Source organism: Agrobacterium sp. CCNWLW32 (assembly GCF_037083425.1).
Classification (GTDB): Bacteria; Pseudomonadota; Alphaproteobacteria; order Rhizobiales; family Rhizobiaceae; genus Agrobacterium; species Agrobacterium radiobacter.
In genome coordinates this window covers 451,807-475,307 of the sequence record NZ_JBAOJM010000003.1, presented here as the reverse complement: position 1 = coordinate 475,307, position 23,501 = coordinate 451,807, and the positions used below count along the sequence as shown (strand labels likewise).

Genomic DNA, 23,501 nt, shown 5'->3' with positions numbered 1-23,501 from the left:
ACTCTGAAACCTCCGACTTGCGCCACGAGGCCACTCAAAAACTCTCTTTCAGCCATTGCCCCACCCGGGCTATCCGGCCGCTACCGTTACCAAACGGCGAGAACATTCCGCCTTGCGCCGCATGAATTTCGATGTCCGCCACCTGCGGGTAGATCATCAGTCCGCAGGCGGTTGAAAATGCCGGTCCCTTCGCCGCCACCGGAAGACCGGCAACCCCCATGGGGCGGCCGATGCGAACGTTGCGGGCGAGAATGCGCCGTGCCGTTTCCGGCAGCCCCGTCAGCTGGCTTGCGCCGCCGGTCAGGACAACGCGCTTGCCAACGATGGGACTGAAGCCGGACTTCTGGATACGATCACGGATCAATTCCAGCGTCTCTTCGATACGCGCCCGCACGATGCGGGTTACAAGTGCTCTTGAAACTTGCGATGGTTGATCGCGATCATCTTCGCCAATCGGCGGGATCGAAATCATGTCGCGCTCATCCGCGCCATTCAGCAAAGCCGAACCATGCACCACCTTCAGTCTCTCCGCATCTTCGATTCGTGTCGAGAGGCCTCGTGCAAGATCTGTCGTGACGTGATGGCCGCCAAGGCCGATTGCGTCGGTGTGAATGAGACGGCCTTCGGCAAAAACAGAGATCGTCGTGGTGCCGCCACCCATGTCGATGGCCGCGCAGCCAAGCTCGACTTCATCGTCCACCAGAGCGGCAAGACCGCTGGCATAGGGCGTCGCCACCATGCCTTCCACGGAAAGATGCGCGCGGTTGACGCAAAGCTCGAGGTTCTTCAGCGCCGTGCGTTCGACAGTCACGACATGCATATCGACGCCGAGAAGATCGCCATACATCGACAGCGGATCACGAATGCCGCGCTCGCCATCCAGCGAATAGCCCGTCGGCAGAGAATGCAGGATCGCCCGGTCCTGACGCATGGACTGCTGGCTTGCCGCCACCAGAACCTTGCGCAGGTCACTTGCTTCCACTTCCTGACCGCCGAGATCAATGCTCGCGGTATAGATATCGCTCGCCAGTCTTCCAGCCGAAACATTGACGATCAGGCTGTCGACGGTAAGTCCCGCCATACGCTCGGCCGCATCGACCGAAAGACGGATCACGCCTTCCAACGCGTCAAGATCAGCAATCACGCCGGATTTCACGCCACGCGAACGCTGGTGGCCAATGCCGATGATTTCGACCTTATGGGTGCGGCCGGGCAGGATTTCGCTTTCCTGGCGCGGCGTCAGCCGGCCGATCATGCACACGACCTTGGTCGAACCGATGTCCAGCACCGAAACGATATGGCTGCGTTTGGAAGAAAGCGGCTTCAGGCGAGGCAGGCCGAAATGGGAAGAACCGAAAAAGCTCATGTGTTCTTCTCCGCCTTCTTGAGAGCCTTGGTGCGCGCATCGACAGCGGCCTGGCGGCGCTCCGTGGCGCCCTCGGTCAGCTGGATCGTGGTGCGGTCCGCAAGCCGGAGATCGACGGCGGCGACATCGCGCGACAGCACCTTTTCCTCGAGATCGAGCCGCGCCAGCAATTGCAGCGCCTGCGGCAGGTTTTCTTCCGGCAGCTTGACGACGATGCCGTTGTCGAGGTGCAGATCCCAGCGGCGACCGGCAATGCGCACATAGGCGCGGACGCGGTTGCGGATTTCCGGCCAGTCGGCCAGCTGCTCGACGAAACCGGCAGCGCCCGTTTCCGCGTCGCGTCCAACGAACAGCGGCAGGGAAGCGAATTTATTGTCACGCAGCGGCGCGATGACGCTGCCGCTCTTTTCGATCAGCGACAGTTCCGAGCCATGCTGCCAGATGCCGAAGGCCTGGCGTTCTTTCAGGCGAACCTCGATCGTCTTCGGGTAGACCTTGCGGATATCCACGTCTTCCACCCAGGGAAGCTGCACGAGCTTGCGGCGCGCCGCATCGATGTCGAGTGCAATCAGCGAGGTGCTGCCATCAAGGCCGAGAAGCTGGAAGACATCGATTTCGGAGGTCTGCAGATTGCCGGAGACCTTCACGTCCTCAACGGCGAAACCCGCAGCAGAGGTCGTCGCCTGCGTAACGATATTCGTGTGGCCGCCGAGCGACATGCCATAAAGGCCAGTCACCGCGTAGAAGGCGACGGCCGAAATCGTGCCGGTATGGGCGGGAATATGGATGCGTCCGGTCGCAAGGCTGACGCAGAAGCGCACGACACGACGCAGCGGGCGCGGCAGCACCATGCGATCGTCGGCATTTGCCGTCGCTGCGAATTGCTCGCGCTTTTTTGCCGTCGACTTTTTGCCGGTCACCGCAAACACGAAGCGTCCTCCACCATCCAGCTGACAAGGTTACCAAAGGAGCGGCCAGCGTGGGCCGCCATTTCCGGCACCAGGGAGGTCGGCGTCATGCCCGGCTGCGTATTCACTTCAAGCCAGATAACTTCGCCATCTTCTGAGAAGCGGTCGTCGTAACGAAAGTCTGAACGGCTTACGCCACGGCACCCGATCGCCCGATGCGCCATAACCGCCAGTGTTTGAATTTTTTGGTAAATTTTCGGTGAAATTTCTGCCGGAATGACATGTTTCGAGCCACCAGCAGCGTATTTAGCGTCAAAATCATAGAAATTGTGACCGAGCGGCACCACTTCGGTGACGCCAAGCGCCTCGCCGTCGAGCACGCCGCAGGTCAATTCGCGGCCATGGATGTAGCGCTCGACCATCACCTGATCGCCATAACGCCATTCCGACGAAGTGAGGATTTGCGGCGGATGCGATTGGTCTTCCTTGACGATGACAACGCCGAAGCTCGAACCTTCACGCACCGGCTTCACCACATAGGGTGGAGCAAGCGGATGTTCGCTGGTGAAATCGAAGCGGTTCATGACGCGCTCGGCAGCAACCGGCACCCCGGCAGCCGCAGCGACTTTCTTCGCCTGCGCCTTGTCCATGGCGAGTGCGGAAGCCAGCACGCCGGAATGTGTATAGGGAATGGCCAGATATTCGAGAATACCCTGAATGGTGCCGTCTTCACCGAAGGGACCGTGCAGCGCATTAAAGGCGACATCCGGGCGCAGCTCATCGAGCACGGCCGCGACATCGCGCCCCACATCGACCCGGGTGACCTTGTAGCCCTCGCCCTCAAGCGCGAGCGCGCAGGCATTGCCCGACGACAGGCTGACTGGCCGCTCCGACGAAAACCCACCCAAAAGAACAGCTACGTGCTTGCCGCCCATCGATACCTCTGACACCAACTCTCCGTTACGAACCACGCTCCGAACCGACCGAATTTGAAGAGCGGTGATTCTGGCACATGACCCTTGAGATCAGTTAAACGCCATTAAGGTTAATGAATCGTTTACTTTCGTTAACCACCGCGCCCAACGTGCCGAGTTCCGTTAAAGAATCAGCACCGATCCGGATTCCCTCCTTGGAATCAGAGAGTTGCATGGATTGCAACATGCAGGTTTTCAATGATCGGAAATAAAATCGCACGAGCGCAACTGCTGCTCCGCGATAAAGGCAAGATCGAAACGTTAACGGACGGGATTATTCCCCAGGGAAAATTATCTGGCGTTTCAGCGTTTTAAAACCGCAGCCTGAATCAGTCTCTCAATCGCCGAAGCGCATCCGGCAGCACGCAGCCGAGCCTGTCGCATTCATCAATCACATTATTTGCATTATTTCTTTTTTAGCATTCCATAGGAACAAAAATTGCGTTAACGCAGACATCGCCTCCCAAGGCATGACATTGCAATCATCCAAAATGGAAACAATACCATGACCGACGCGATATCTCCGGTATCGCCGACCGCTGACAATTCGAACGCTGTAAAGACAAATTCGCCTGCACGAGTTCTCACTGCCAGCCTGGTCGGCACGACCATCGAGTTTTTCGATTTTTACGTTTACGCCACGGCCGCAGTGCTCGTGTTCCCCGCCTTGTTCTTTCCGAACAATGACCCGATGACGGCGCTTCTGGCGTCCTTCGCCACCTTCTCCATCGCCTTTTTTGCCCGTCCGCTGGGTGCTGTGGTCTTCGGTCACTATGGTGACCGCGTCGGCCGCAAGACGACACTTGTCGCCGCGCTACTGACCATGGGTGTATCGACCGTCGTGATCGGCCTCCTGCCCTCCTATGAGACCGCCGGCGTCCTTGCACCGCTGTTGCTGGCGCTGTGCCGCTTCGGCCAGGGCTTTGGCCTTGGCGGCGAATGGGGCGGCGCCGTCCTGCTCGCCACGGAAAACGCGCCTCCCGGCAAGCGCAGCTGGTACGGCATGTTCCCGCAGCTTGGCGCACCTGTCGGCCTGTTCCTCTCCTCCGGCGTGTTCTGGATCCTGCTGCACTTCATGTCGCAGGAAGCGTTGCTCAGCTGGGGCTGGCGCATTCCCTTCGTCGCTTCGATCATTCTGATCGCGGTCGGCATGTGGGTTCGCCTGTCGATCACCGAGACGCCCGACTTCCAGAAGGCGATCGAGAAGGAAGAACGTGTGGCCGTTCCGGTCGCGGAACTGTTCCGCAACCACAAGCGCAGCCTCGTGCTCGGCACCTTCGTGGCGCTGGCCACCTTTGTGCTCTTCTACATCGGCACCGCCTATCTGCTGTCCTATAACGTCAAGGTCCTGAAAATCCCGTTCCTTGACGCGCTGGAAGTGCAGATTCTCGGCTCCATCGTTTTCGGCATCTTCATCCCGATCGCCGGCAAGCTCGCCGAAAAATTCGGCCGTCGTGAAATTCTGATCATTACGACGGTGCTGATCGGCCTGTTCTCCTTCCTGCTGCCCGGCCTGATGACCGGTAGCGAAGGCTCCATCTTCGTCTTCGCGGCCCTTGCCATGATGCTGATGGGCATGACCTACGGCCTGATCGGCACGGCGCTCGCAGCCCCCTTCCCGACCCGGGTGCGCTACACCGGCTCGTCGATCACCTTCAACATGGCCGGCATCTTCGGCGCATCGCTGGCGCCTTACATCGCCACATGGCTGCAGGTGAATTACGGCATGGGTTATGTCGGCTACTACCTCTGCGTATCCGCCATCATAACGCTGGCCTGCATTCTGCTTTCCCGCAAGGACGAAGTCTGAGCCACACAAGCGTTCCGAATATGGGAAGGCCCGCGAAACCTGGCGTTTCACGGGCCTTTTGCTATTCAGCATCTTTTACTGGAAACGCTCTAGGCGACGGACTGACGGATATCCCGCTGGCCCGCCACGCAGATACGATTACGCCCCGCGCCCTTTGCCTGATAAAGCGCAAGATCGGCATTATGCAGGACTTTTTCAAAGACTTCGGCGTCCTTCCGGAAAGCCACTCCGATCGATATGGTGACACCGATCCGCATATCCTGATAGTCGACCGGCACCGCCTCGATGCTCGCCCGCAGCCTTTCGCAAACATCCAGAAACGATGACGACCCTGTCTCGCGCACGACGACGAATTCCTCGCCGCCTATTCTGGCGACTTTGGCAGAGGCGTCAAAGGAAGCACGTATCCGCTGTGCGACGCTGGAAATCACCGCGTCACCGGCCAGATGGCTGAACCTGTCGTTCACCGACTTGAAATGATCGATATCGAGGAACGCGACGCAATAATGCTGACCGAGATTCATGCATCCGGCATAAAGCCCGAGCCGATTGCTGAGGCCAGTCAATGCATCGGTATGGCTCAGATGCAAAAAACGCTCGTGCGATTGCGCAAGAATCTTCACTTCCCTGGCATTGAGCCAGCAGACCAGCCACGTCATCGTGAATGCGATGACGGAACACAAGGTCACGCCGAGTATAAGACCGTTGACAAGGTCCGTCACCAGCCCGAACTGCGCCAGGAGAACCAGACCGCCGGAACATATCAGCAGAGCCAGGATCGTTGTGACACAGGCAACCCGAAACGAAAATTCCAAAGGTTCAAGCCGCCTGCGGCCCTCTGGCGTCGCAATCGAAAAACTCATCATTTCGATCAGTTTTCTCCAGAGATCCAAGACCGTCTCCAATAGTACCTAAATCAAATCACTGAAAATTCTTGTCAAACACCCTTTGATCGACGAGCGGCATGCTATCTGAGATAACATGCCGCTCGTCGCTTATGTCAAAAAACTATAAGATACAACTATTGACCGACCGTTACGGCCAACGCCAACGGTCATATGACGGAGAAGCCCCTGTAAGAAAATCGGAAGCCAAAAACTCAGCTTCCCAGAAAAGGCTCCACCTCACGGCCCGGCATGAAAAGCCCCAGCCGCTTGATTTCCCACTCCAGCCGGATACCCGACTTCTCGAACACGCGCTTGCGGATGGTCTCACCCAGATATTCCAGATCGTAGCCGGTCGCATGGCCGGTATTGATCATGAAATTGCAATGCAGTGATGACATCTGCGCGCCGCCGATGACCAGACCGCGGCCGCCCGCCTCATCGATGAGTTCCCATGCGGAATGACCTTCGGGATTCTTGAAGGTCGAACCACCAGTCTGCTCACGGATCGGCTGAACTGTTTCGCGATGGTGACGCACGGCGTCCATATCGGCGCGGATTTTCGCCTTGTCTTCCGGATAACCCTCGAACAATGCGCCGGTGAAGATCAGGCCCTTGTCGGCGCCGGAATGGCGGTAGCTGTAGCCCATATCGGCATTGGACAGCACATGCTGTTTGCCCTGACGGTCAACCGCATAGACTTCCACCACGCGCTCGCGCGTCTCACCGCCGTTTGCGCCCGCATTCATACGCAGCGCACCGCCGATGGAGCCGGGAATGCCGTAATAGAAATGGAAGCCGCCAATGCCGTTATCCATGGCCATGGCCGCAATATGCTTGTCCGGGCAGATCGCACCGGCCTTGATGCGGTTTTCGCCGGCAAGCTCCACCTGGCCGAAACCTTTGGCCGACAGACGGACGACAACGCCCGGGATGCCGCCATCGCGCACCAGAAGGTTGGAGCCGACGCCGACCACCGTCAGCGGCACGTCTTCCGGCAGAATTTTCAGGAAGGCAATCAGATCATCGGTATCGTGCGGCTGGAACATGACTTCCGCCAGACCGCCGGCTCTGAACCACGTCACGCGGTCCATGGGCGCATCCGGTGTCAGACGTCCCCTCAGTTCGTTTACCCCGTCGCCGAGCCTCCCCAGCAATTTAACCCCATCGACCTGTCTCATTCAGACTTTCCTGATATGCTCTTCAATTCCGAAGGCAGCGCTGCTGCCCATTGCGTGATATTTCCAGCCCCCAAGAGAACCACGAAATCACCCGGATTCGCAATGCCTGCAACCACTGAGGCGAGATCTTCCCGTTTCTCAAGAAAACGGGCGTCACGATGGCCGGCGGCCTTGATGGCCGAAACCAGCGCTTCCGAACTTGCGCCTTCGATCGGATCTTCGCCCGCAGCATAAACCGGGGCAAGAAGAATCGTATCCGCATCGTTGAAACAATGCGCGAAATCGTCAAACAGGCTGGAAAGGCGGCTGTAGCGGTGCGGCTGATGCACCGCGATGATACGGCCATTGCAGGCTTCCCGCGCCGCCGCCAGCACAGCCTTGATCTCGACCGGGTGATGACCGTAATCGTCGAAGACCTGTACGCCATTGGCTTCGCCCGTCAGCGTGAAACGCCGCTTGACGCCTGCGAAGGAGGCGAGACCCTTCTTGATGTCAGCTTCCGAAATACCGAGACGATTGGCGACGGCAATCGCGGCCGTCGCGTTCGAAACATTGTGTCGGCCGGGCATCGGCAGGACGAGATCCTTGAAGGAGAATATCTTGCCGGTACGACGACGGCGGATTTCCACGTCGAAAACCGAGCGTGTGCCATCGATGCGCACATTCGAAAAACGCACGTCGGCCTGCGGGTTTTCACCGTATGTGATGACCTTGCGATCCTCGATGCGGCCGACCAGCGCCTGCACTTCCGGGTGGTCAAGGCACATGACGCCGAAGCCGTAGAACGGCACGTTCTCGACGAACTGGCGGAACGCCGCGCGCACAGCATCAAAATTGCCGTAATGGTCCAGATGCTCCGGATCGATATTGGTAATGACGGCCACGTCGGCCGGCAGCTTCAGGAAGGTGCCGTCGGATTCGTCGGCTTCCACCACCATCCACTCGCCCTCGCCCATACGCGCATTGGTGCCATAGGCATTGATGATGCCGCCATTGATGACGGTCGGGTCGAGATTGCCGGCTTCCAGCAGGGTCGCGACCATCGAGGTGGTCGTCGTCTTGCCGTGGGTGCCGCCAATGGCGATGGCGTTACGGAAACGCATCAGCTCGGCCAGCATTTCGGCACGGCGAACGATCGGCAGGTGTTTTTCCCGCGCGGCGATGAGTTCCGGATTGTTCTTCTTGATGGCGGTGGAAACGACCACGACCTCGGCGTCACCGAGATTGTCCGCCGTATGGCCGACGAACACCTCGATGCCCTTGTCGCGCAGACGCTGCACATTGGCGCTGTCGGCCTGATCCGACCCCTGAACGCGGTGGCCGAGATTGTGAAGCACTTCGGCAATGCCGCTCATGCCGATCCCGCCTATGCCGATGAAATGGACAAGGCCTATGGCTTTCGGCATCTTCATGCCCCAACTCCTTCATTCTTCTTCTTGAATTCCTGTACGGACTGGCCGGAAGCAATGGCCTCCACCAAATCGGCCAGCACATCCGCCGCATGCGGTTTACCCGTTGCCTTGGCCGCCGCTGCCGTTGCCGAAAGACGATCCGGTTCCGAAAGCGCCGAGGACAGGAGGCCGGAGAGCTTCTGCGGCGACAATTCCGCCTGCTTGATGACGCTAGCCCCGCCCGCCGCCGAAAGTGCTGCCGCATTGGCGGCCTGATCGTGATCCAGCGCATGCGGATAAGGCACGAGAATGGACGGGCGGCCGATCACCGACAGCTCCGATACCGTCGAAGCGCCCGAGCGGCTGATCACCAGATCGGCCTCGCCGATGCGCGACGCCATGTCGCCGAAGAAGGGCGAAACGTCAGCCTTTACGCCAAGCTTCTGGTAGGAGGCGATGACGCTGTCCTTGTCTTCAGGACGCGCCTGCTGGGTGACGACGATGCGCTTACGCTGCTCGTCTTTCAGCAGGCAGATAGCCGCAGGCACCGCGCTCGAAAAGAACTGCGCGCCCTGGCTGCCGCCGAACACGACAAGCTGAAAAGTTTCACCCGTCTGCGACGGGGTATAGGGAATTTCAGAAGCCGCCAGCACCGCCGGGCGCACCGGATTGCCGGTCGCCACCGTCTTGTCGGAATATTGGCCATTGGCGGGCGGCAGGAAGCCGCCGGCGATCGCCTTCACACGGCCTGCCAGCGCCTTGTTAGCGCGACCCATCACTGCATTCTGCTCATGAATGATGGAAGGCACGCCAAGGCCGGTGGAAGCCAGAAGCGGCGGCACGGTGGGATAACCACCGAAACCGACAACCGCGACCGGCTTCAGTTTCGCCACCAGCCGGCGCGCCGCGCGCAGGCCAACCCAGAGCTTCCAGAGCGAACGCGCCACGGAAATCGGGTTTTTCGAGCCGATGGTGGCAGACGGCACCACATGGATTTCATCCGCCGGGAACTTGCCGGCATAACGCTCAGCGCGGCTGTCGGTGACGAGATGCACCTGATAACCGCGCGCCTTCAGCGTATGCGCGAGCGCCTCCGCCGGAAAAACATGGCCGCCGGTTCCCCCGGCGGCAAGAAGAACAATACCCTTGCTCATGATCGTTTACTCCGCGGGAACGCCGGAACCGACGCGGAAGAAACTCCGCTCCTGCGCCCGCTTTTCGGGTCTGTGGCGTGTCAGCGCCAGAAGGAAGCCGGCGGTCACGCAGATCGCCATCATCGACGAACCACCATAGGAAATCAGCGGTAGCGTCATGCCCTTGGCGGGCATCAGCTCGAGATTAACGCCGATATTGATCATCGACTGCATGCCGATCTGCAGCACGAGACCGGCCACGGCAAAGCGGCAGAAATCGTCCTTCTCCTTGAAGGCGTGCGACAGGCCGCGCAGCACGATGAAGGCGAAGATCGCAACGAGGAACATGCAGAAAACGATGCCGAATTCTTCCGCCGCCACCGAGAAGATGAAGTCGGTATGGCTGTCGGGAATGATGCGCTTGACGATGCCTTCACCCGGTCCGCGACCGAACCAGTCACCACGAATGATCGCTTCGCGTGCGGTATCGACCTGAAACGTATCGCCCTCACCCGTCCAGAACCGGTCGATACGACCGGCGACGTGCGGCAACATGAGATAGGCAGTCACAATGCCGCCGACGCCAAGGCCGCCAAGCATGATGATCCAGAACCACGGCACGCCGGCCATGAAGAACATGCCGCCCCAGACCACGGATGTCAGAATTGTCTGGCCGAAGTCCGGCTGGGCGATCAGGAGTGCCGCCACGATGCCGAAAGTGATGATGGCGAAGAGATTGCCCGGAATTTCCGGATGGCGCGCCCGCTCGGCAAAGAGCCATGCGCAGACGATGACGAAGGCCGGCTTCATGAATTCCGACGGCTGGATCGAGAAGGTGCCGATGGAAATCCAGCGCCGCGCACCCTTGACCTCGATGCCGAAGAACAGCGCGAAGATCATCATCAGCAGCGAGGCGATCAGCATGATGACCGCCACACGGCGCACCTGGCGCGGTGACAGGAAGGAAAGGCCGACCATGATCGCCAGCGACGGCACCATGAACATCGCCTGACGTTCCACGAAGAAGAAGCTGTTGAGACCGATACGCTCGGCAACCGCAGGCGACGCTGCAAAGGACAACATCAGGCCAATGCCCATCAGCGCGATGAACGCCGCCAGAAAGAAACGGTCGATGGTCCAGAACCATTCCGCGACCGGACCTCGATCAACTCGGCTTACCATGGCCTTCAGCCCCCTTTTCCAGAGTCAACCAGCATCGTCATGCCATCGAGCGCCGCGACCTGCGCGACGAACGAATCACCTCTGATTTCAAAGTTCTTATATTGATCGAAGCTTGCGCAAGCCGGAGACAACATCACGATATTGCCGGCCGTCGCATCTTTTTCCGCATCCGCCGCCGCATGCTGCACCGCTTTGTCCAGCGTGCCGGATATTTCGTATGGCACGGCCTCGCCAAGCGTTGCGGCAAATTCCGCCGCCGCTTCACCGATCAGATAGGCTTTGGCGATGCGCGGAAACAGCGGCGAAAGGCTGGTAATGCCGCCCGCTTTCGGCAGACCGCCGGCGATCCAGTAAATGCGGTCGAAACTCGAAAGCGCTGGCGCTGCCGCATCGGCATTGGTCGCCTTGCTGTCGTTGACGAAAGTGACATTGCCGCGCCGGCCGACCGGCTGCATGCGATGTTTGAGGCCGGGGAAGGATTTGAGACCGGCGCGGATTTCCTCTTCCGAAACACCCACGGCAAGGCAGGCGGCAATTGCGGCCGCCGCATTCTGCGCATTGTGGCTTCCACGAAGAGTCTGGATACCGTCGAGATCGACCAGCAGCAAGAAGGTGCCGCCATGCGCCCGCAGGATGTGGCTGCCTTCGGCATAAAGACCTTCGGAAACAACATTGCGTTTCGAAATGCGCTCGACCTTCACGCCGGCACGCTCGATGCGGTCGGCAATCAGCGTCGAATGGCTGTCATCCACACCGACGATAGCCGTGCCGCTGCCCGCCACCAGCCGTTCTTTGACGTCGGCATAATGCTGCATCGTGCCATGCCGATCGAGATGGTCAGGCGTGAGGTTAAGCAGAATGCCGGCAGTCGGATTGATCGTCGGCGCCAGATCGATCTGGTAGGACGAGCACTCGACCACGTAAAAGCGCTGCGCCTTCGGTGGATCGAGGCTCAGCACCGCCGTGCCGATATTGCCGCCGAGCTGCGTATCGCGGCCCGATGCCTTGAGAATATGCGCGATCAGCGCCGTCGTCGTCGACTTGCCGTTGGTGCCGGTGATGGCGATAAAAGGGCAATCCGGCGCATGGGCGCGCCGCTCGCGGATGAAAAGCTCGATATCACCGATGATCTCCACGCCCGCTGCCTTCGCAAGGTCGACCGACCAGTGCGGCTTCGGATGCGTCAACGGCACGCCGGGCGCCAGCACAAAGGAAGAAAACGAGGCCCAGTCTATCGTGTGCAGGTCCGCCGTGGTGATGCCTTCGGCCTCGGCCTTCGCGACGCTGTCGGGATTGTCGTCGAAAGCAACGACATCGGCTCCGCCGGCAACCAGCGCCCGGGCGGTAACGAGGCCCGAACCGCCGAGCCCGAAGAGAGCGACTTTCTTACCCCTAAACGACGTGACCGGGATCATCGCTCACCTCAGCTTCAGGGTGGCGAGGCCGAGCAGCGCAAGGCCCACGGAGATGATCCAGAAACGGATCACCACCTGGCTTTCCGTCCAGCCTTTTTTCTCGAAGTGGTGATGGATCGGCGCCATCAGGAAAACGCGCCTGCCGGTGCGCTTGAACCAGAATACCTGGATGATGACCGACAGCGTTTCCATCACGAAGAGACCACCGACAATCACCATGACGATCTCGTGCTTGGTGGCGACAGCGATCGAGCCGATCAGGCCGCCGAGCGCCAGCGAACCCGTATCGCCCATGAAGATGGCGGCAGGCGGCGCGTTGAACCACAAGAAGCCGAGGCCCGCGCCGATGACCGCGCCGACGATAACGGCAAGCTCACCCGTGCCAGGCACGAAATTGATCTGCAGGTAATTGGCAAAAACCGCGTTGCCGGCGAGATAGGCGATCACGCCGAAGGTAGCGGCAGCGATCATGACGGGCACGATGGCAAGCCCATCGAGACCATCCGTCAGGTTCACCGCGTTACCCGCACCGACGATGACGAAAGCACCGAACAGCACGAAGAAATAACCGAGATTGATCACGAGTTCCTTGAAGAAGGGAAAGGCGATGGAGCTGCCGAGCGTGCCGCCATGCGGTGCGGAAGCTAGCGCCATCTTCATCATGAAGAACACGGCAATCGCCGCAATCAGGAATTCGATGCCGAGACGGGCCTTGCCGGAAAAACCCTTGTCGCTCTGTTTCGTGACCTTGAGATAATCGTCGTAAAAGCCGATTGCCCCGAAACCGAGCGTCACCATCAAAACGGCAACGACATAGACATTCGAGAGGTCGCCCCAGAGCAGCGAACCGCCGAGGATACCGGCAAGGATCATCAGCCCGCCCATGGTCGGCGTGCCGGCCTTCTTGAAATGCGTCTGCGGCCCATCGGCACGGATCGGCTGGCCCTTGCCCTGACGCACGCGCAGCGAGTTGATGATGGCCGGTCCAAACAGGAAGACGATCAACGCAGAGGTGAACATCGCCGCCCCCGCCCGGAAGGTGATGTACCGGAAGAGGTTGAAGACTTGAATTTTATCCGACAGTTCGACGAGCCAGATCAGCATAATTGCCCTTTCAAAAGGCTATTTCAGACTTGGCGTTCCGTCTCGGGGAATGCCGGATACTTGTCAAGCAGCGCGGCGACAATCTTGCCGAAACCGAGGCCAAGTGACGATTTTACCATCAGCGCGTCTCCCGGTTGCACCCATTGCAGGGCGAAATCGGTGAGTTCCGCCGTCGTCGGGAACCAGATGACGGTCACGCTATCAGGCAGCGCATCGCGCAGCGCCGCCATTGCCTCGCCCGCAAGCCACACATGTTCGATACCGGCTGCGAGCAACGGCCCGGCCAGTTCCTCATGCAGCTGCGCGGAAAACTCACCCATCTCCAGCATATCGCCGAGAACGGCGACGCGCCGGCCGTGACCCTGCGTTTCCGTTTCCGCCAGCACGGCAATCGCGGCGCGCATGGAGGCCGGATTGGCATTGTAGCTTTCATCAATCAGCAGGAAGGAGCCGCCATTGATGGAGAGATGGTGGCGCTGGCCACGCCCCTTCACCGCCTCGAGCGATCCCAGCGCCTCAAAGGCGCGGTCGAGATTGGCGCCCGTTACGGCAACCGCGCCAAGGACCGCCATGGCGTTATCGGCGATGTGCCGGCCGGGAATATTGATGTGCAACTCGCTGGTTTCGCCGTTCAGTATCGCCCAGATCGTCGAGCCCGTCGCCGTGCTCTCGAAATCCGCGAGGCGGAAATCCGCCTTGGCGTGCTGCCCGAAGGTGAGGATATGTTCGATGCCCTGTTCCTGCGCCGCCTCTTCAAGCTGCTCGAACTGGGCATTATCGCGGTTGAGGATGACGGAACCACCCTCCTCCAAACCTTCGAAAATCTCGGCCTTGGCTGCGGCGATCTCTTCGATATTCTTGAAATTGCCGAGATGGGCAGGCGCAATCGTGGTGATGATCGCCACATGCGGGCGGACCATCTTCACCAGCGGCCGGATTTCGCCGGAATGGTTCATGCCGATTTCGAACACGCCGAATTCCGTATCGGCGGGCATGCGCGCCAGCGTCAGCGGCACACCCCAATGGTTGTTAAAGGAAGCCACTGCCGCATGCACCCGGCCGGATGGGGCCAAGGCCTGCCGCAGCATTTCCTTGGTCGTCGTCTTGCCGACCGAGCCGGTCACCGCGATGATGCGCGCTGACGTTCTTTCACGCGCCGCGATGGCGAGTTTACCGAGTGCGGTAAGAACATCTTCCACGACGATCATCGGCACCGTCAGACGGCCAAGAGCCGGCAGTTTGCCTTCGGCCACGACGAGCAGACTGGCCCCGTTGGCGACGGCAAAACTCGCATAGTCATGGCCGTCAACCCGGTCGCCCTTGATGGCGAAAAAGGCCTCGCCGGCTTTGACAGTCCGGCTGTCGATGGAAATGCCGGTGATTCCGGTCGACAGGTTGCCCACGGGGCGTCCTGCCGTAATGGCGATCATGTCGGCGACTGTCCATAACCAGCTCAAATTTTCGATCCTTCCAGCCCTGCCAGTGCAGCGCGCACCTGTTCATGATCGGAAAACGGCAGCGTCACGGAACCGACGATCTGCCCCTCCTCATGCCCCTTGCCCGCGACGATCAGCGTATCGCCATGCGACAGCATCGACACCGCATGCCGGATCGCCTCCGCCCTGTCGCCGATTTCCAATGCGCCGGGTGCCGCCGCCATGACTTCCGAACGGATCGTCGCGGCGTCTTCCGAGCGCGGATTGTCGTCGGTGACGATGACGATGTCGGAAAGCCGCGTCGCAACCTCGCCCATGATCGGGCGTTTGCCCTTATCACGGTCGCCGCCGCAGCCGAAGACGGTGACGATGCGGCCAGAGGTGAAAGGCCGGACCGAGGTCAGCACGTTCTCCAGCGCATCCGGCTTGTGGGCGTAATCCACATAGGCGAGCGCACCGTTCCCCGTCTGGCCGACAAGCTCCAGACGTCCGGCAGCACCGATCAGCTTCTCAAGCGCCTTGAGCGCTGTTGTCGCGGCAACGCCGGTGGACATGGCGAGACCTGCAGCGACGAGAGCATTCGCAACCTGAAAATCACCCGCCAGCGGGATGTCGACTTCATGGATCACGCCGTCATGATGCACTTCGATCATCTGCTTGTGACGGAAGTGCTCCACCCGTTTCAAGGTCAAATAATCACCCTTGCGGCCGACGGTGCGCACATCGAGACCCGCTTCGCGCGCCGCCCGGATTGCCTGGTCCGACCACGGATCGTCAGCAAAGATCACTGCGGGAGAGCCCTTCTCCATCAGCGTATCGAAGAGCCGCATCTTCGCGGCCATATAGTCCTCGACGGTCGGATGATAATCCATGTGGTCGCGGCCAAGATTGGTGAAACCGGCGGCTGCCAGCTTCACTCCATCGAGACGGCGCTGGTCAAGACCATGGCTGGACGCCTCCATCGCCGCATGGGTCACGCCTTCGGCCGCAAGTTCGGCGAGAAGCGCATGCAGCGTCACCGGATCGGGCGTGGTGAGCGCGCCATAATCCTCGCGGCCGGGAGCGATGACGCCCGTGGTGCCGATCTGGGCGGCGGCATGGCCGGCGAAAGCCCATATCTGCCGCACGAAGGAGGCGACGGACGTCTTTCCGGCAGTGCCGGTGACGGCGACCATGGTTTCCGGCTGTTTTCCGTAAAAACGGGAAGCGGCAAGGGAGAGATAAAGGCGTGGGTCCGTGACGGAAAGCACCGGCACATCAGCCTCCAGCGCGTGTCCGGAAACGACAGCAACCGCACCCTTGGCAACCGCGTCCTTTACATAGGCCGCGCCATCCGCCCTGGTGCCCGCAACCGCCACGAACAGGCTGCCGGGCGCAGCCTTGCGGCTGTCTGCGGTGATCCCCCCGATTTCGATCGCCCCGATCTCAGACAGGAGCAATTCTTTCAATTCCGGAAACGCATTTCCGGATATATCTCGCAAATTCATCGACTGTGTCCGTCTTGTCCCCCCGGCGCGAATCGCCGGAATATCATAAGCTAACAATCAATAAGACACGAGCAAGGCCGAGCCATCCTTGCCGAACTTCGGCTTCACGCCCAGCACCGCCGCCGTGCGGGTGATGATATCGCGCACCATCGGCGCCGCAGAGGTGCCGGCAAGCGCTGCGCCGTTGCCCTTGTCCGTCTTCGGCTCATCGATGAAAGACAGCACGACATATTGCGGATCGTCCATCGGAAAGGCCGAGAGGAAGGCGTTGAAGTTCTTGTCGTGCACGTAACGTCCGTTGACGACCTTGTCGGCCGTACCGGTCTTGCCCCCGACGTTGAAACCATCGACGCGCGCGTTGCGGCCCGAACCGTTGACACCATTCCATTCAAACAGAAAACGCATGTCCTTGCTGGCGCCGGGTTTCAAAACCTGCTTCGCCACCTGATCGGCCTGTTCGCGGGTACGCGGCAGGAAAGTCGGTTCGATCAGTTTGCCGCCATTGACGAGTGCTGCACCGGCGACTGCCGTCTGCAGCGGCGTCGTGGAAACGCCGTGGCCGAAGGAAATGGTGATGGAGTTGATCTTCTTCCATTCGCGCGGCTGCGACGGCAGCGCCACTTCAGGCAATTCGGTCTGCATGCGGGTCAAAAGGCCAAGCCGCGTCAGGAATTCCTTGTGGCCTTCCGTTCCCACGGTGTCGGCGATCTTGGCCGTGCCGATGTTGGACGAAAACTGGAAGATTTCCGGCACCGAAAGCATTCGGCCCTTGCCGTGGAAGTCCTTGATGGTGAAACCGCCGATGCGGATCGGATAACGCGCATCGAAAGTATCGCCGAGACGGACGCGGCCCGAATCGAGACCCATGGCAATCGTGAAGGACTTGAAGGTGGAACCCATTTCGAACGTGCCGTTCGACATGCGGTTGAGCCAGCCTTCCTTGGCACCTTCGGCCGGGTTGTTCGGGTCGTAATCCGGCACGGAGGCCATGGCGAGCACTTCGCCGGTATGCACATCCAGAACCACCGCGCCAGCGCCGATCGCCTGGAACTTGGTGATGGCCGAGGTCACGACTTCACGGACAATGGACTGCACGCGCAGATCGATGGATAGCTTCACCGGTTCCAGCGGCTGGTCGCTGGTCATGCCGAGCGCCGTCAGATCGGCAAGGCCCTGGCTGTCGACGTAACGTTCCATGCCGGCAACGCCACGGTTGTCGATGTTGACGTGGCCGACGACATGCGCAGCGGTCGGCCCGCCGGGATAAAAGCGGCGCTTTTCCGGACGGAAGCCGACGCCGGGAATACCGAGCGCAAGAATCTGGCTTTGCTGCTTCGGCGTCAGCTGACGGCGCAGCCACTGAAAGCGCGAATTGGAAGAAAGCTTCTGATAGGTGCCGCGCTGGTCGAGATCCGGCAGGACAGTACGCAGCTTCTCAATGGCCTCGTCGATATCGACGATGCGATGCGGTTCGGCAAACAGCGAGACGGTGCGGATATCGGTGGCCAGAACCTCGCCGTTGCGATCAAGAAGATCGGGGCGCGACGCCATCAGCCGGTCTGCGGGCGCGATGCTCGACACTGTTTCCTGTTCCGCCATGCCATATTGCACGAGACGGCCGCCCACGACGGCATAAAAGGCGACAAAACCGAAAATCAGAAGGCCAACGCGGCTTTTCGCCTGGGCGGCCCGCTTCTTGCGGGCGCCCTCAAACGCCGCATGGTCGGTATAGACACCGGTGGTGCTGGCGGAAAAGTGAGCCTTGCTCTTCAAAACCATGACGCGGGAGAGAAAAGACATCAGCGGTTCACCGATCCTGTTATGGTTTCATCCATATCGCCGGTTTCATCACCAGCGGCGGCGGAGGCGACCGGTACAGGCGCCGGTGCCGGACGTGAAACGCGCGCACGTGGCGTGGGCACCGGAACGCCGTTGACAGCGATCTGGCCCGCAGGCGGCGATTTGGGCTTCGAAGCGCCACCGAGGGTAGCCCCCGGCTTGGAGCCATTGACGGCGGCGGCGATGACATCCTCGACGCTCATACCTTCAGGCTCAGGCGGCTGCGGCAATTGCGAGCGCAGCATGGGCAACTCGCGCGGCTGCGCCAGCTGCGTCGGCAGCGTCGGCGAAAGACCGAGTTCCGTTTGATAGGCATTCACCAGACGGTGCAGACGGTTCGGCTGCGTCAAGAGCGCCCAGTCGGCCCTCAAAAGATCGATCGTATCCTTTTCAAGCTTGATCTCGGCCTCCAGCTTGCGGACTTCCTCAAGCTTCAGATCGGCCTTGTGCTTGATCGAATAGGTCACCACAGCCGCAGCGACCATGACCCCCATCAAGATGACATCGAAAGTGCGCAGCATATCAGCCTCCCATCTTTTCAAGGCTGGCGAGATCAGGAAGCTCGAAAATCGAGAAATCTGCAGCGCGCGCCGGGGCTGTGGTGCGCAGGCCAGCGCGAAGCTTGGCCGAGCGAGCCCGCGGATTAAGTTCCGCCTCCTCGTCGCTGGCGGCGATCATTGGCTTGCCGATGTTCTCGAAAATGGCCGGCTTATCCTCCACCATCGGCAGATGCCGGGAACCGGCGGCCTTGCCCGAACGGTCGGAGAAGAATTTCTTGACGATACGGTCTTCCAGCGAATGGAACGTGACGACGACCAGCCTTCCGCCGGGCTTCAAAACCTGCTCGGCGGCAAACAAAGCCTGCGCCAGCTCGCCCAGCTCATCATTGACGAAAACGCGCAGCGCCTGAAACACGCGCGTTGCGGGATGGATCTTGTCCTTCGCCTTGCGCGGCGTGACGATCTCGATAAGGCCCGCCAGATCACGGGTGGTTCGGAACGGCTCTTCCGCCCTCTTCTTTTCAATGGCGCGGGCAATGCGGCCGGGCTGCTTCTCTTCACCGAGAAAACCGAAGATGCGGATCAGATCGCTGACCTTGGCGCGATTGACGACATCGGCCGCCGAGACGCCGGAAGCGGACATGCGCATATCGAGGGGGCCGTTTTTCTGGAAGGAAAAACCGCGCTCGGCCTCGTCGATCTGCATGGAAGACACGCCGATATCGAGAACGACGCCGTCAAGCCCGCCTTCAGGCGCATGCTTCGCGAGATCGGAAAACTGAGACTGAATAAGCGAGAGCCGGCCGCCATTGGCGGCAACCATGGCCTGGCCGCCAGCGATCGCGGTCGGATCGCGGTCGAGCGCGATGACATTGGCGCCCTGATCGAGAATGGCCTGGCTATAACCGCCGGCGCCGAAAGTACCATCGAGAATGATCTTGCCGGGCGCAGGCTCCAGCGCGGCAATGACTTCGCGAAGCAGGACAGGGATGTGACGCTGAGGTCCGCCATCGGCATCAGAAGATCGTCCGCCAGAATTCGCCGCCATCCCGTGTCCCCGTCCTATGCGGGGCGAGCAGCCGAAAAACCGCGCCCCGCTCTTGCTTCCGCCTGCGCCGCCAAAAACGCATCCGGTTGCCAAAGCTGAAAATGATCCGCCCGCCCAACGAAGGTGACCTCGGTGGATATGCCGGTGAATTCCCGCACAAAATCCGTCACCATCAATCGACCTTCCTGGTCGAGCTTCATGAAAACGCCGCCGCCGTGAACCAGCAGCGACATTGCGTTCGCCTCTGGCGAGAAAGCATCCATGGACGCAATCTGCCGCTCGTAGCGCTCCAGCAAATCCGGACCGCCGACACTGATTGCCGGAAACGCAAAATCCTGGAGACAATAAAGCTCCTGAATGCCGCGCTTCGCCAGCACCGAACGAAACGGAGACGGAACCGAGACGCGCCCCTTGGCGTCGATCCTGTTCGTCACGTTCGATAAAAAGCGGTCCATTACTCAACTCGCCAAAACCGCATGCCGCAAAGCGATCCATCCGCTCCGCAGCCGACACCGGTACGCACGACACATCGCCAAGCGCCAGGGCGACATGCCCTGCAGCAGCCCCTCGTAGGCTCCTCACTCGTTTCAGCGATTGCGGGTCAAAAACACGACCCAATGTGGTGTGCATTTGGGATATCATGGGACACTATGGGCGTCAATGGGAGAAGCCGGCACGATACCGACTTCGCATCGGAAATTCATAAGCCGTTAAGTTTAACGAATGGTTTACTTGACGCGCGACGATGCGCTTTCGCTGCGTGAAAATTCGCCGCAAAACAACAATTTCTCTTTTATGAAACAACGGGATAACTAAATCCCACACGAGACCTGCACTTCAGTGCCGGAAAGGAAAATTCGCCAGTTGGCCTGTAAGCCGGGTTCTGTATGGCCCCGGTTTGACCCGGAACGTGGCAGCCATTCATCTGGGACGGCATTTGCATGCCGCCTCGCGCAACCCACCCGGATGACGGGCCTGGAAACCGGCTGTGAACGGGCTTTCGCCCATCCCGTGTCATCCCTATTCGGTCTTGCTCCCGGTGGGGTTTACCTTGCCGCCGCTGTTACCAGAAGCGCGGTGGGCTCTTACCCCACCCTTTCACCCTTACCATGCGATGCATGGCGGTTTGCTCTCTGTGGCACTTTCCCTGGGGTCACCCCCGCCGGACGTTATCCGGCACCGTATTTCCGTGGAGCCCGGACTTTCCTCACCTTACCGTCTTTCGACATTGGTAAAGCGCGGCTGCCCGGCCAACTGGCATGGGCTCCATAACCATGTTCCGGGGCGAAAGCCACCGAAAAGCGCAGGCAAGGACTAAAGAAATGCGGGTTTGAAATCCGTTGAGAAGGCCCCGTCGGCGATTTCTCCGTCCCGCAGCAGCACAGCGCCAAGCCGGCCGATCTCATCGGAGCTCTTGGCCGCCGTGCCGTTGCCGCCGGTCAGAACCGCGATGCGCGACGAGGCGGTGAAACCGATGGCCGGATAACCGCTCCCCGTTTTGGAGACGACGCAGGCGGCCATCGAGACACGCGAGAGATCAATGGAAGGCACCAGCGTTCCGACGATGTCAGAGAGATGATCCCGCACGCTTTCACGTCCGCCGGAGCGGAACCATTCCCGGATTTCCGGATCGCTGCCCAGCCTCTTGTCATCGGGATCGCCGCCGATCTTCAGGTAGAATTTGCCATCGGGATAGCGCACCGGCGGCAGCAGATAGATATGTTTTGTCGGCTCTCGCGGCTCATAGATCAGCGATGGCATGTCCGCATATTGCGCAAGGTCACCCTCGTCTATCTCGAAGAAAGCGACGGTGCGTGCATAGACATTAAGCGCCACCGGCTGCGGCAGAAGATCTTTCATGATCGAGAAGCCGCCGGCCGCCACCAGCACCCGGTCTGCGGTATAAACCGCGCCCGAGGCCGTCTGAACCGATGCCCGGCCACCCTCTTCCCGCGTCGAGACGACGATATCATCGATAAGCGAGACACCTGCCTTTTCAGCGAGAACAGCCTGCGCCTTCACCAGCGCACGCGGATTGACGTATCCGGCATTGTTCCTCTCGAACACTCCCTCACAACCCGGCTCGAAGGAGAAATAGGGAAAGCGGTTTTCGAGGTTTTCCCCGTCCAGCAGTTCCGTGGAAACGCCAAGCCGTGCCGCCGCCGTGCGGACATCATCGACAAAAGGATTATCGCCGCCCCGTTCGGGCCCCACCATCAGGCAGCCGACCGGTGCATAAAATTCAACGCCGCTTCTTGCGGCAATATCGGCATAACGCGCGATCGAGCGATTGGCGAGCAGCGCCCAGTCGGCGTCACCATCGATGGTGCGGGTAATCCGCGCTTCATCATAGTGGCTGGCGAAGACACCCTGATGCGATTTGATGTCGGCAGGTTCACCGGGACCGATCAGCGCGACGCCATCCGCCGTTTCCGCCAGATGGCGGGCGGCGGCCGCACCCATCATGCCGCGACCCACGACAATATATTTGAAATGTCCCGACATGCCGCCCTCTTTACCCGCTCACTTCCGTCGCAACCTTTTAGCCGCTTCGTCCGTAAATGTCAGACGAAAACCGGCGACATTTCAGCGGCGAATTCATCCTCGGTCAGCTGGCCGTTCAGAAGCAGCACAGCACCCAGCCGTCCAATCTCGTCCGAAGACTTGGCGGAGACGAAATTGCCGCCGGTCAGAACCGCGATATTGGAGGATTGCGTATAGCCGATATAGGGATAGCCGCTACGGGTAATGGAGGCGACACAGGAGCCGGAGGTCACGGGGCAGCCGGCAAGCTCCGGCATCAGGGATAGCGCCCGCTTTTTCAAAAATTCCACCTCACCCGGCGTACCGTCCGAGTGGAACCAGTCTACCGCTTCGGTGAGCGTTTCAAGCCTGCCCTTCTCGCTTTCTCCGCCGATCTTCAGATAGACATTGCCATCGGGATAACGCACCGGCGGCAGGATATAGACGATGTCGTCCTCGGTTTCCGCGAGCACGATGGTGGAAGGCATCGCACCGAACAGGGCCTGCCTCGCCTCATCCAGCTCGAAAAACACGATGGTACGGCCCGTTGCCGCCATATCGACCGGCGATGGAAGAAGTTCCGCCATGTTGGTAAAACCGCCCGCCGCGACAATGACCTTTTCGGCGGTATGGACGGCCCCTTCGCGGGTCGAAACCTCCACGCCATGGGAGGTGTCGCGAATATGCGCCGCCGTCTCACGCAGCAGTTTCGCGCCCTGCACCTCGGCAACGGCGCACTGCGCTTTCACCAGGGCGCGTGGATTGACGTGACCGGCATTCTGCGCCTCGAAATAACCGCTGTGATCGGCCGGCAGGGAGAACATCGGAAACCGGTCTACCAGCACATCACGGCCCAGCGTCTCTACGCCGAGATCAAGACGGTCGGCCGAGGAAAGGGCGCGCGAGACATAATCTCCCGCAAGACCCTTGCCGTTGCCGGTGAAAAGGCAGCCTGCTTCAGTGAAAAAGCGGATACCGCTTTTGGCCTCGATCTCCGCATAACGGCGGATGGAGCGTTGCGCCAGTTCCGCCCAGACCGGATCGCCGTCAAACCCGCGTGTGATGCGCGCCTCATCGTAATGACTTGAAAACACACCTCGATGGGTCTTGCGATCGGCGGGTTCGCCCGGTCCGATCAGCGCCACGCCATCCGTTTGCGCCGAAAGATGCCGCGCCGCGGCCGCTCCCATCATCCCGGCCCCGACGACGATATATTTGAAATCCGGCATGTCATGCTCCGTATCAGCTTTGCTTCTGACTACAGCATGCCGGGCCGAACCGGAATCGCTTTTCGCAATTTAACAAGCAATGCAAACCGGC

The 23,501-nt window shown here is 60.2% G+C and carries 19 protein-coding genes and 1 other RNA gene; 1 reads left to right on the top strand and 19 read right to left on the bottom strand.

Annotation, left to right across the window (positions count from 1 at the left end; all coding sequences use genetic code 11):
- Nucleotides 1-34 precede the first annotated feature (34 nt).
- Genes ftsA through V6R85_RS09565 form a run of 3 tightly spaced genes read right to left on the bottom strand, consistent with a single transcriptional unit; the run spans nt 35 to nt 3,209 of the window.
- Nucleotides 35-1,366, bottom strand: a complete 1,332-nt coding sequence (ftsA, locus tag V6R85_RS09575; RefSeq protein WP_004442783.1) for a cell division protein FtsA — start codon at nt 1,364-1,366, stop codon at nt 35-37.
- Nucleotides 1,363-2,295, bottom strand: a complete 933-nt coding sequence (locus V6R85_RS09570) for a cell division protein FtsQ/DivIB (protein WP_004430763.1) — start codon at nt 2,293-2,295, stop codon at nt 1,363-1,365. The genes ftsA and V6R85_RS09570 overlap by 4 nt, the downstream gene beginning before the upstream one ends.
- On the bottom strand, nt 2,283-3,209 hold the full coding sequence (locus V6R85_RS09565) for a D-alanine--D-alanine ligase (RefSeq protein WP_004430761.1): 927 nt from the start codon (nt 3,207-3,209) through the stop codon (nt 2,283-2,285). The genes V6R85_RS09570 and V6R85_RS09565 overlap by 13 nt, the downstream gene beginning before the upstream one ends.
- A gap of 544 nt (nt 3,210-3,753) precedes the next feature.
- On the opposite strand from V6R85_RS09565, the gene V6R85_RS09560 reads away from it, so the two are divergent.
- A complete protein-coding gene (locus V6R85_RS09560) occupies nt 3,754-5,058 on the top strand; it encodes an MFS transporter (RefSeq protein WP_004430756.1) in 1,305 nt (434 codons plus the stop codon).
- Between the two features lie 89 nt (nt 5,059-5,147).
- Here the strand turns inward: V6R85_RS09560 and V6R85_RS09555 are convergent, their stop codons facing one another.
- The 16 genes from V6R85_RS09555 to V6R85_RS09480 all read right to left on the bottom strand — a co-directional run bounded on the left by V6R85_RS09555 (nt 5,148) and on the right by V6R85_RS09480 (nt 23,410).
- Nucleotides 5,148-5,951, bottom strand: a complete 804-nt coding sequence (locus V6R85_RS09555; RefSeq protein ID WP_111834733.1) for a GGDEF domain-containing protein — start codon at nt 5,949-5,951, stop codon at nt 5,148-5,150.
- Between the two features lie 206 nt (nt 5,952-6,157).
- Nucleotides 6,158-7,123: a UDP-N-acetylmuramate dehydrogenase gene (murB, locus tag V6R85_RS09550; protein WP_004430753.1), complete on the bottom strand. Its 966-nt coding sequence runs from the start codon at nt 7,121-7,123 to the stop codon at nt 6,158-6,160.
- Nucleotides 7,120-8,535 carry a UDP-N-acetylmuramate--L-alanine ligase gene (gene murC, locus V6R85_RS09545; RefSeq protein ID WP_004430751.1) on the bottom strand — a complete coding sequence of 472 codons (1,416 nt, stop codon included), beginning with the start codon at nt 8,533-8,535 and terminating at the stop codon, nt 7,120-7,122. Before murC ends, murB begins: the two co-directional genes overlap by 4 nt.
- Nucleotides 8,532-9,668, bottom strand: coding sequence for an undecaprenyldiphospho-muramoylpentapeptide beta-N-acetylglucosaminyltransferase (murG, locus tag V6R85_RS09540; RefSeq protein WP_004430750.1), 1,137 nt, complete (start codon nt 9,666-9,668; stop codon nt 8,532-8,534). The genes murC and murG overlap by 4 nt, the downstream gene beginning before the upstream one ends.
- Before the next feature lie 6 nt (nt 9,669-9,674).
- Nucleotides 9,675-10,829 (bottom strand): putative lipid II flippase FtsW, encoded by a 1,155-nt coding sequence (ftsW, locus tag V6R85_RS09535; RefSeq protein WP_004430748.1) that lies wholly within the window; start codon nt 10,827-10,829, stop codon nt 9,675-9,677.
- Nucleotides 10,830-10,834: 5 nt separating this feature from the next.
- The gene (murD, locus tag V6R85_RS09530) at nt 10,835-12,244 is read right to left on the bottom strand and encodes a UDP-N-acetylmuramoyl-L-alanine--D-glutamate ligase (protein ID WP_336377049.1); all 1,410 of its coding nucleotides are present in this window, start codon (nt 12,242-12,244) and stop codon (nt 10,835-10,837) included.
- 3 nt (nt 12,245-12,247) lie between these two features.
- The gene (gene mraY, locus V6R85_RS09525) at nt 12,248-13,348 is read right to left on the bottom strand and encodes a phospho-N-acetylmuramoyl-pentapeptide-transferase (protein WP_004430746.1); all 1,101 of its coding nucleotides are present in this window, start codon (nt 13,346-13,348) and stop codon (nt 12,248-12,250) included.
- A 23-nt stretch (nt 13,349-13,371) separates the two neighbouring features.
- Nucleotides 13,372-14,805: a UDP-N-acetylmuramoylalanyl-D-glutamyl-2,6-diaminopimelate--D-alanyl-D-alanine ligase gene (locus V6R85_RS09520; RefSeq protein ID WP_004430744.1), complete on the bottom strand. Its 1,434-nt coding sequence runs from the start codon at nt 14,803-14,805 to the stop codon at nt 13,372-13,374.
- On the bottom strand, nt 14,802-16,271 hold the full coding sequence (locus V6R85_RS09515; RefSeq protein WP_060727410.1) for a UDP-N-acetylmuramoyl-L-alanyl-D-glutamate--2,6-diaminopimelate ligase: 1,470 nt from the start codon (nt 16,269-16,271) through the stop codon (nt 14,802-14,804). Before V6R85_RS09515 ends, V6R85_RS09520 begins: the two co-directional genes overlap by 4 nt.
- A gap of 57 nt (nt 16,272-16,328) precedes the next feature.
- Nucleotides 16,329-18,071: a peptidoglycan D,D-transpeptidase FtsI family protein gene (locus V6R85_RS09510; protein ID WP_004430740.1), complete on the bottom strand. Its 1,743-nt coding sequence runs from the start codon at nt 18,069-18,071 to the stop codon at nt 16,329-16,331.
- On the bottom strand, nt 18,071-18,631 hold the full coding sequence (gene ftsL / locus V6R85_RS09505; protein ID WP_004430738.1) for a cell division protein FtsL: 561 nt from the start codon (nt 18,629-18,631) through the stop codon (nt 18,071-18,073). Before ftsL ends, V6R85_RS09510 begins: the two co-directional genes overlap by 1 nt.
- A gap of 1 nt (nt 18,632) precedes the next feature.
- The gene (rsmH, locus tag V6R85_RS09500) at nt 18,633-19,658 is read right to left on the bottom strand and encodes a 16S rRNA (cytosine(1402)-N(4))-methyltransferase RsmH (RefSeq protein ID WP_004430736.1); all 1,026 of its coding nucleotides are present in this window, start codon (nt 19,656-19,658) and stop codon (nt 18,633-18,635) included.
- Between the two features lie 14 nt (nt 19,659-19,672).
- Nucleotides 19,673-20,113: a division/cell wall cluster transcriptional repressor MraZ gene (gene mraZ / locus V6R85_RS09495; RefSeq protein WP_004430734.1), complete on the bottom strand. Its 441-nt coding sequence runs from the start codon at nt 20,111-20,113 to the stop codon at nt 19,673-19,675.
- 401 nt (nt 20,114-20,514) lie between these two features.
- An RNA gene (rnpB, locus tag V6R85_RS09490) (RNase P RNA component class A) lies at nt 20,515-20,916 on the bottom strand.
- Between the two features lie 56 nt (nt 20,917-20,972).
- Complete coding sequence (locus V6R85_RS09485; protein ID WP_111834731.1) at nt 20,973-22,163, bottom strand: FAD-dependent oxidoreductase; 1,191 nt, start codon at nt 22,161-22,163, stop codon at nt 20,973-20,975.
- 59 nt (nt 22,164-22,222) lie between these two features.
- Nucleotides 22,223-23,410: an FAD-dependent oxidoreductase gene (locus tag V6R85_RS09480; protein ID WP_080866298.1), complete on the bottom strand. Its 1,188-nt coding sequence runs from the start codon at nt 23,408-23,410 to the stop codon at nt 22,223-22,225.
- Between the last annotated feature and the right edge of the window lie 91 nt (nt 23,411-23,501).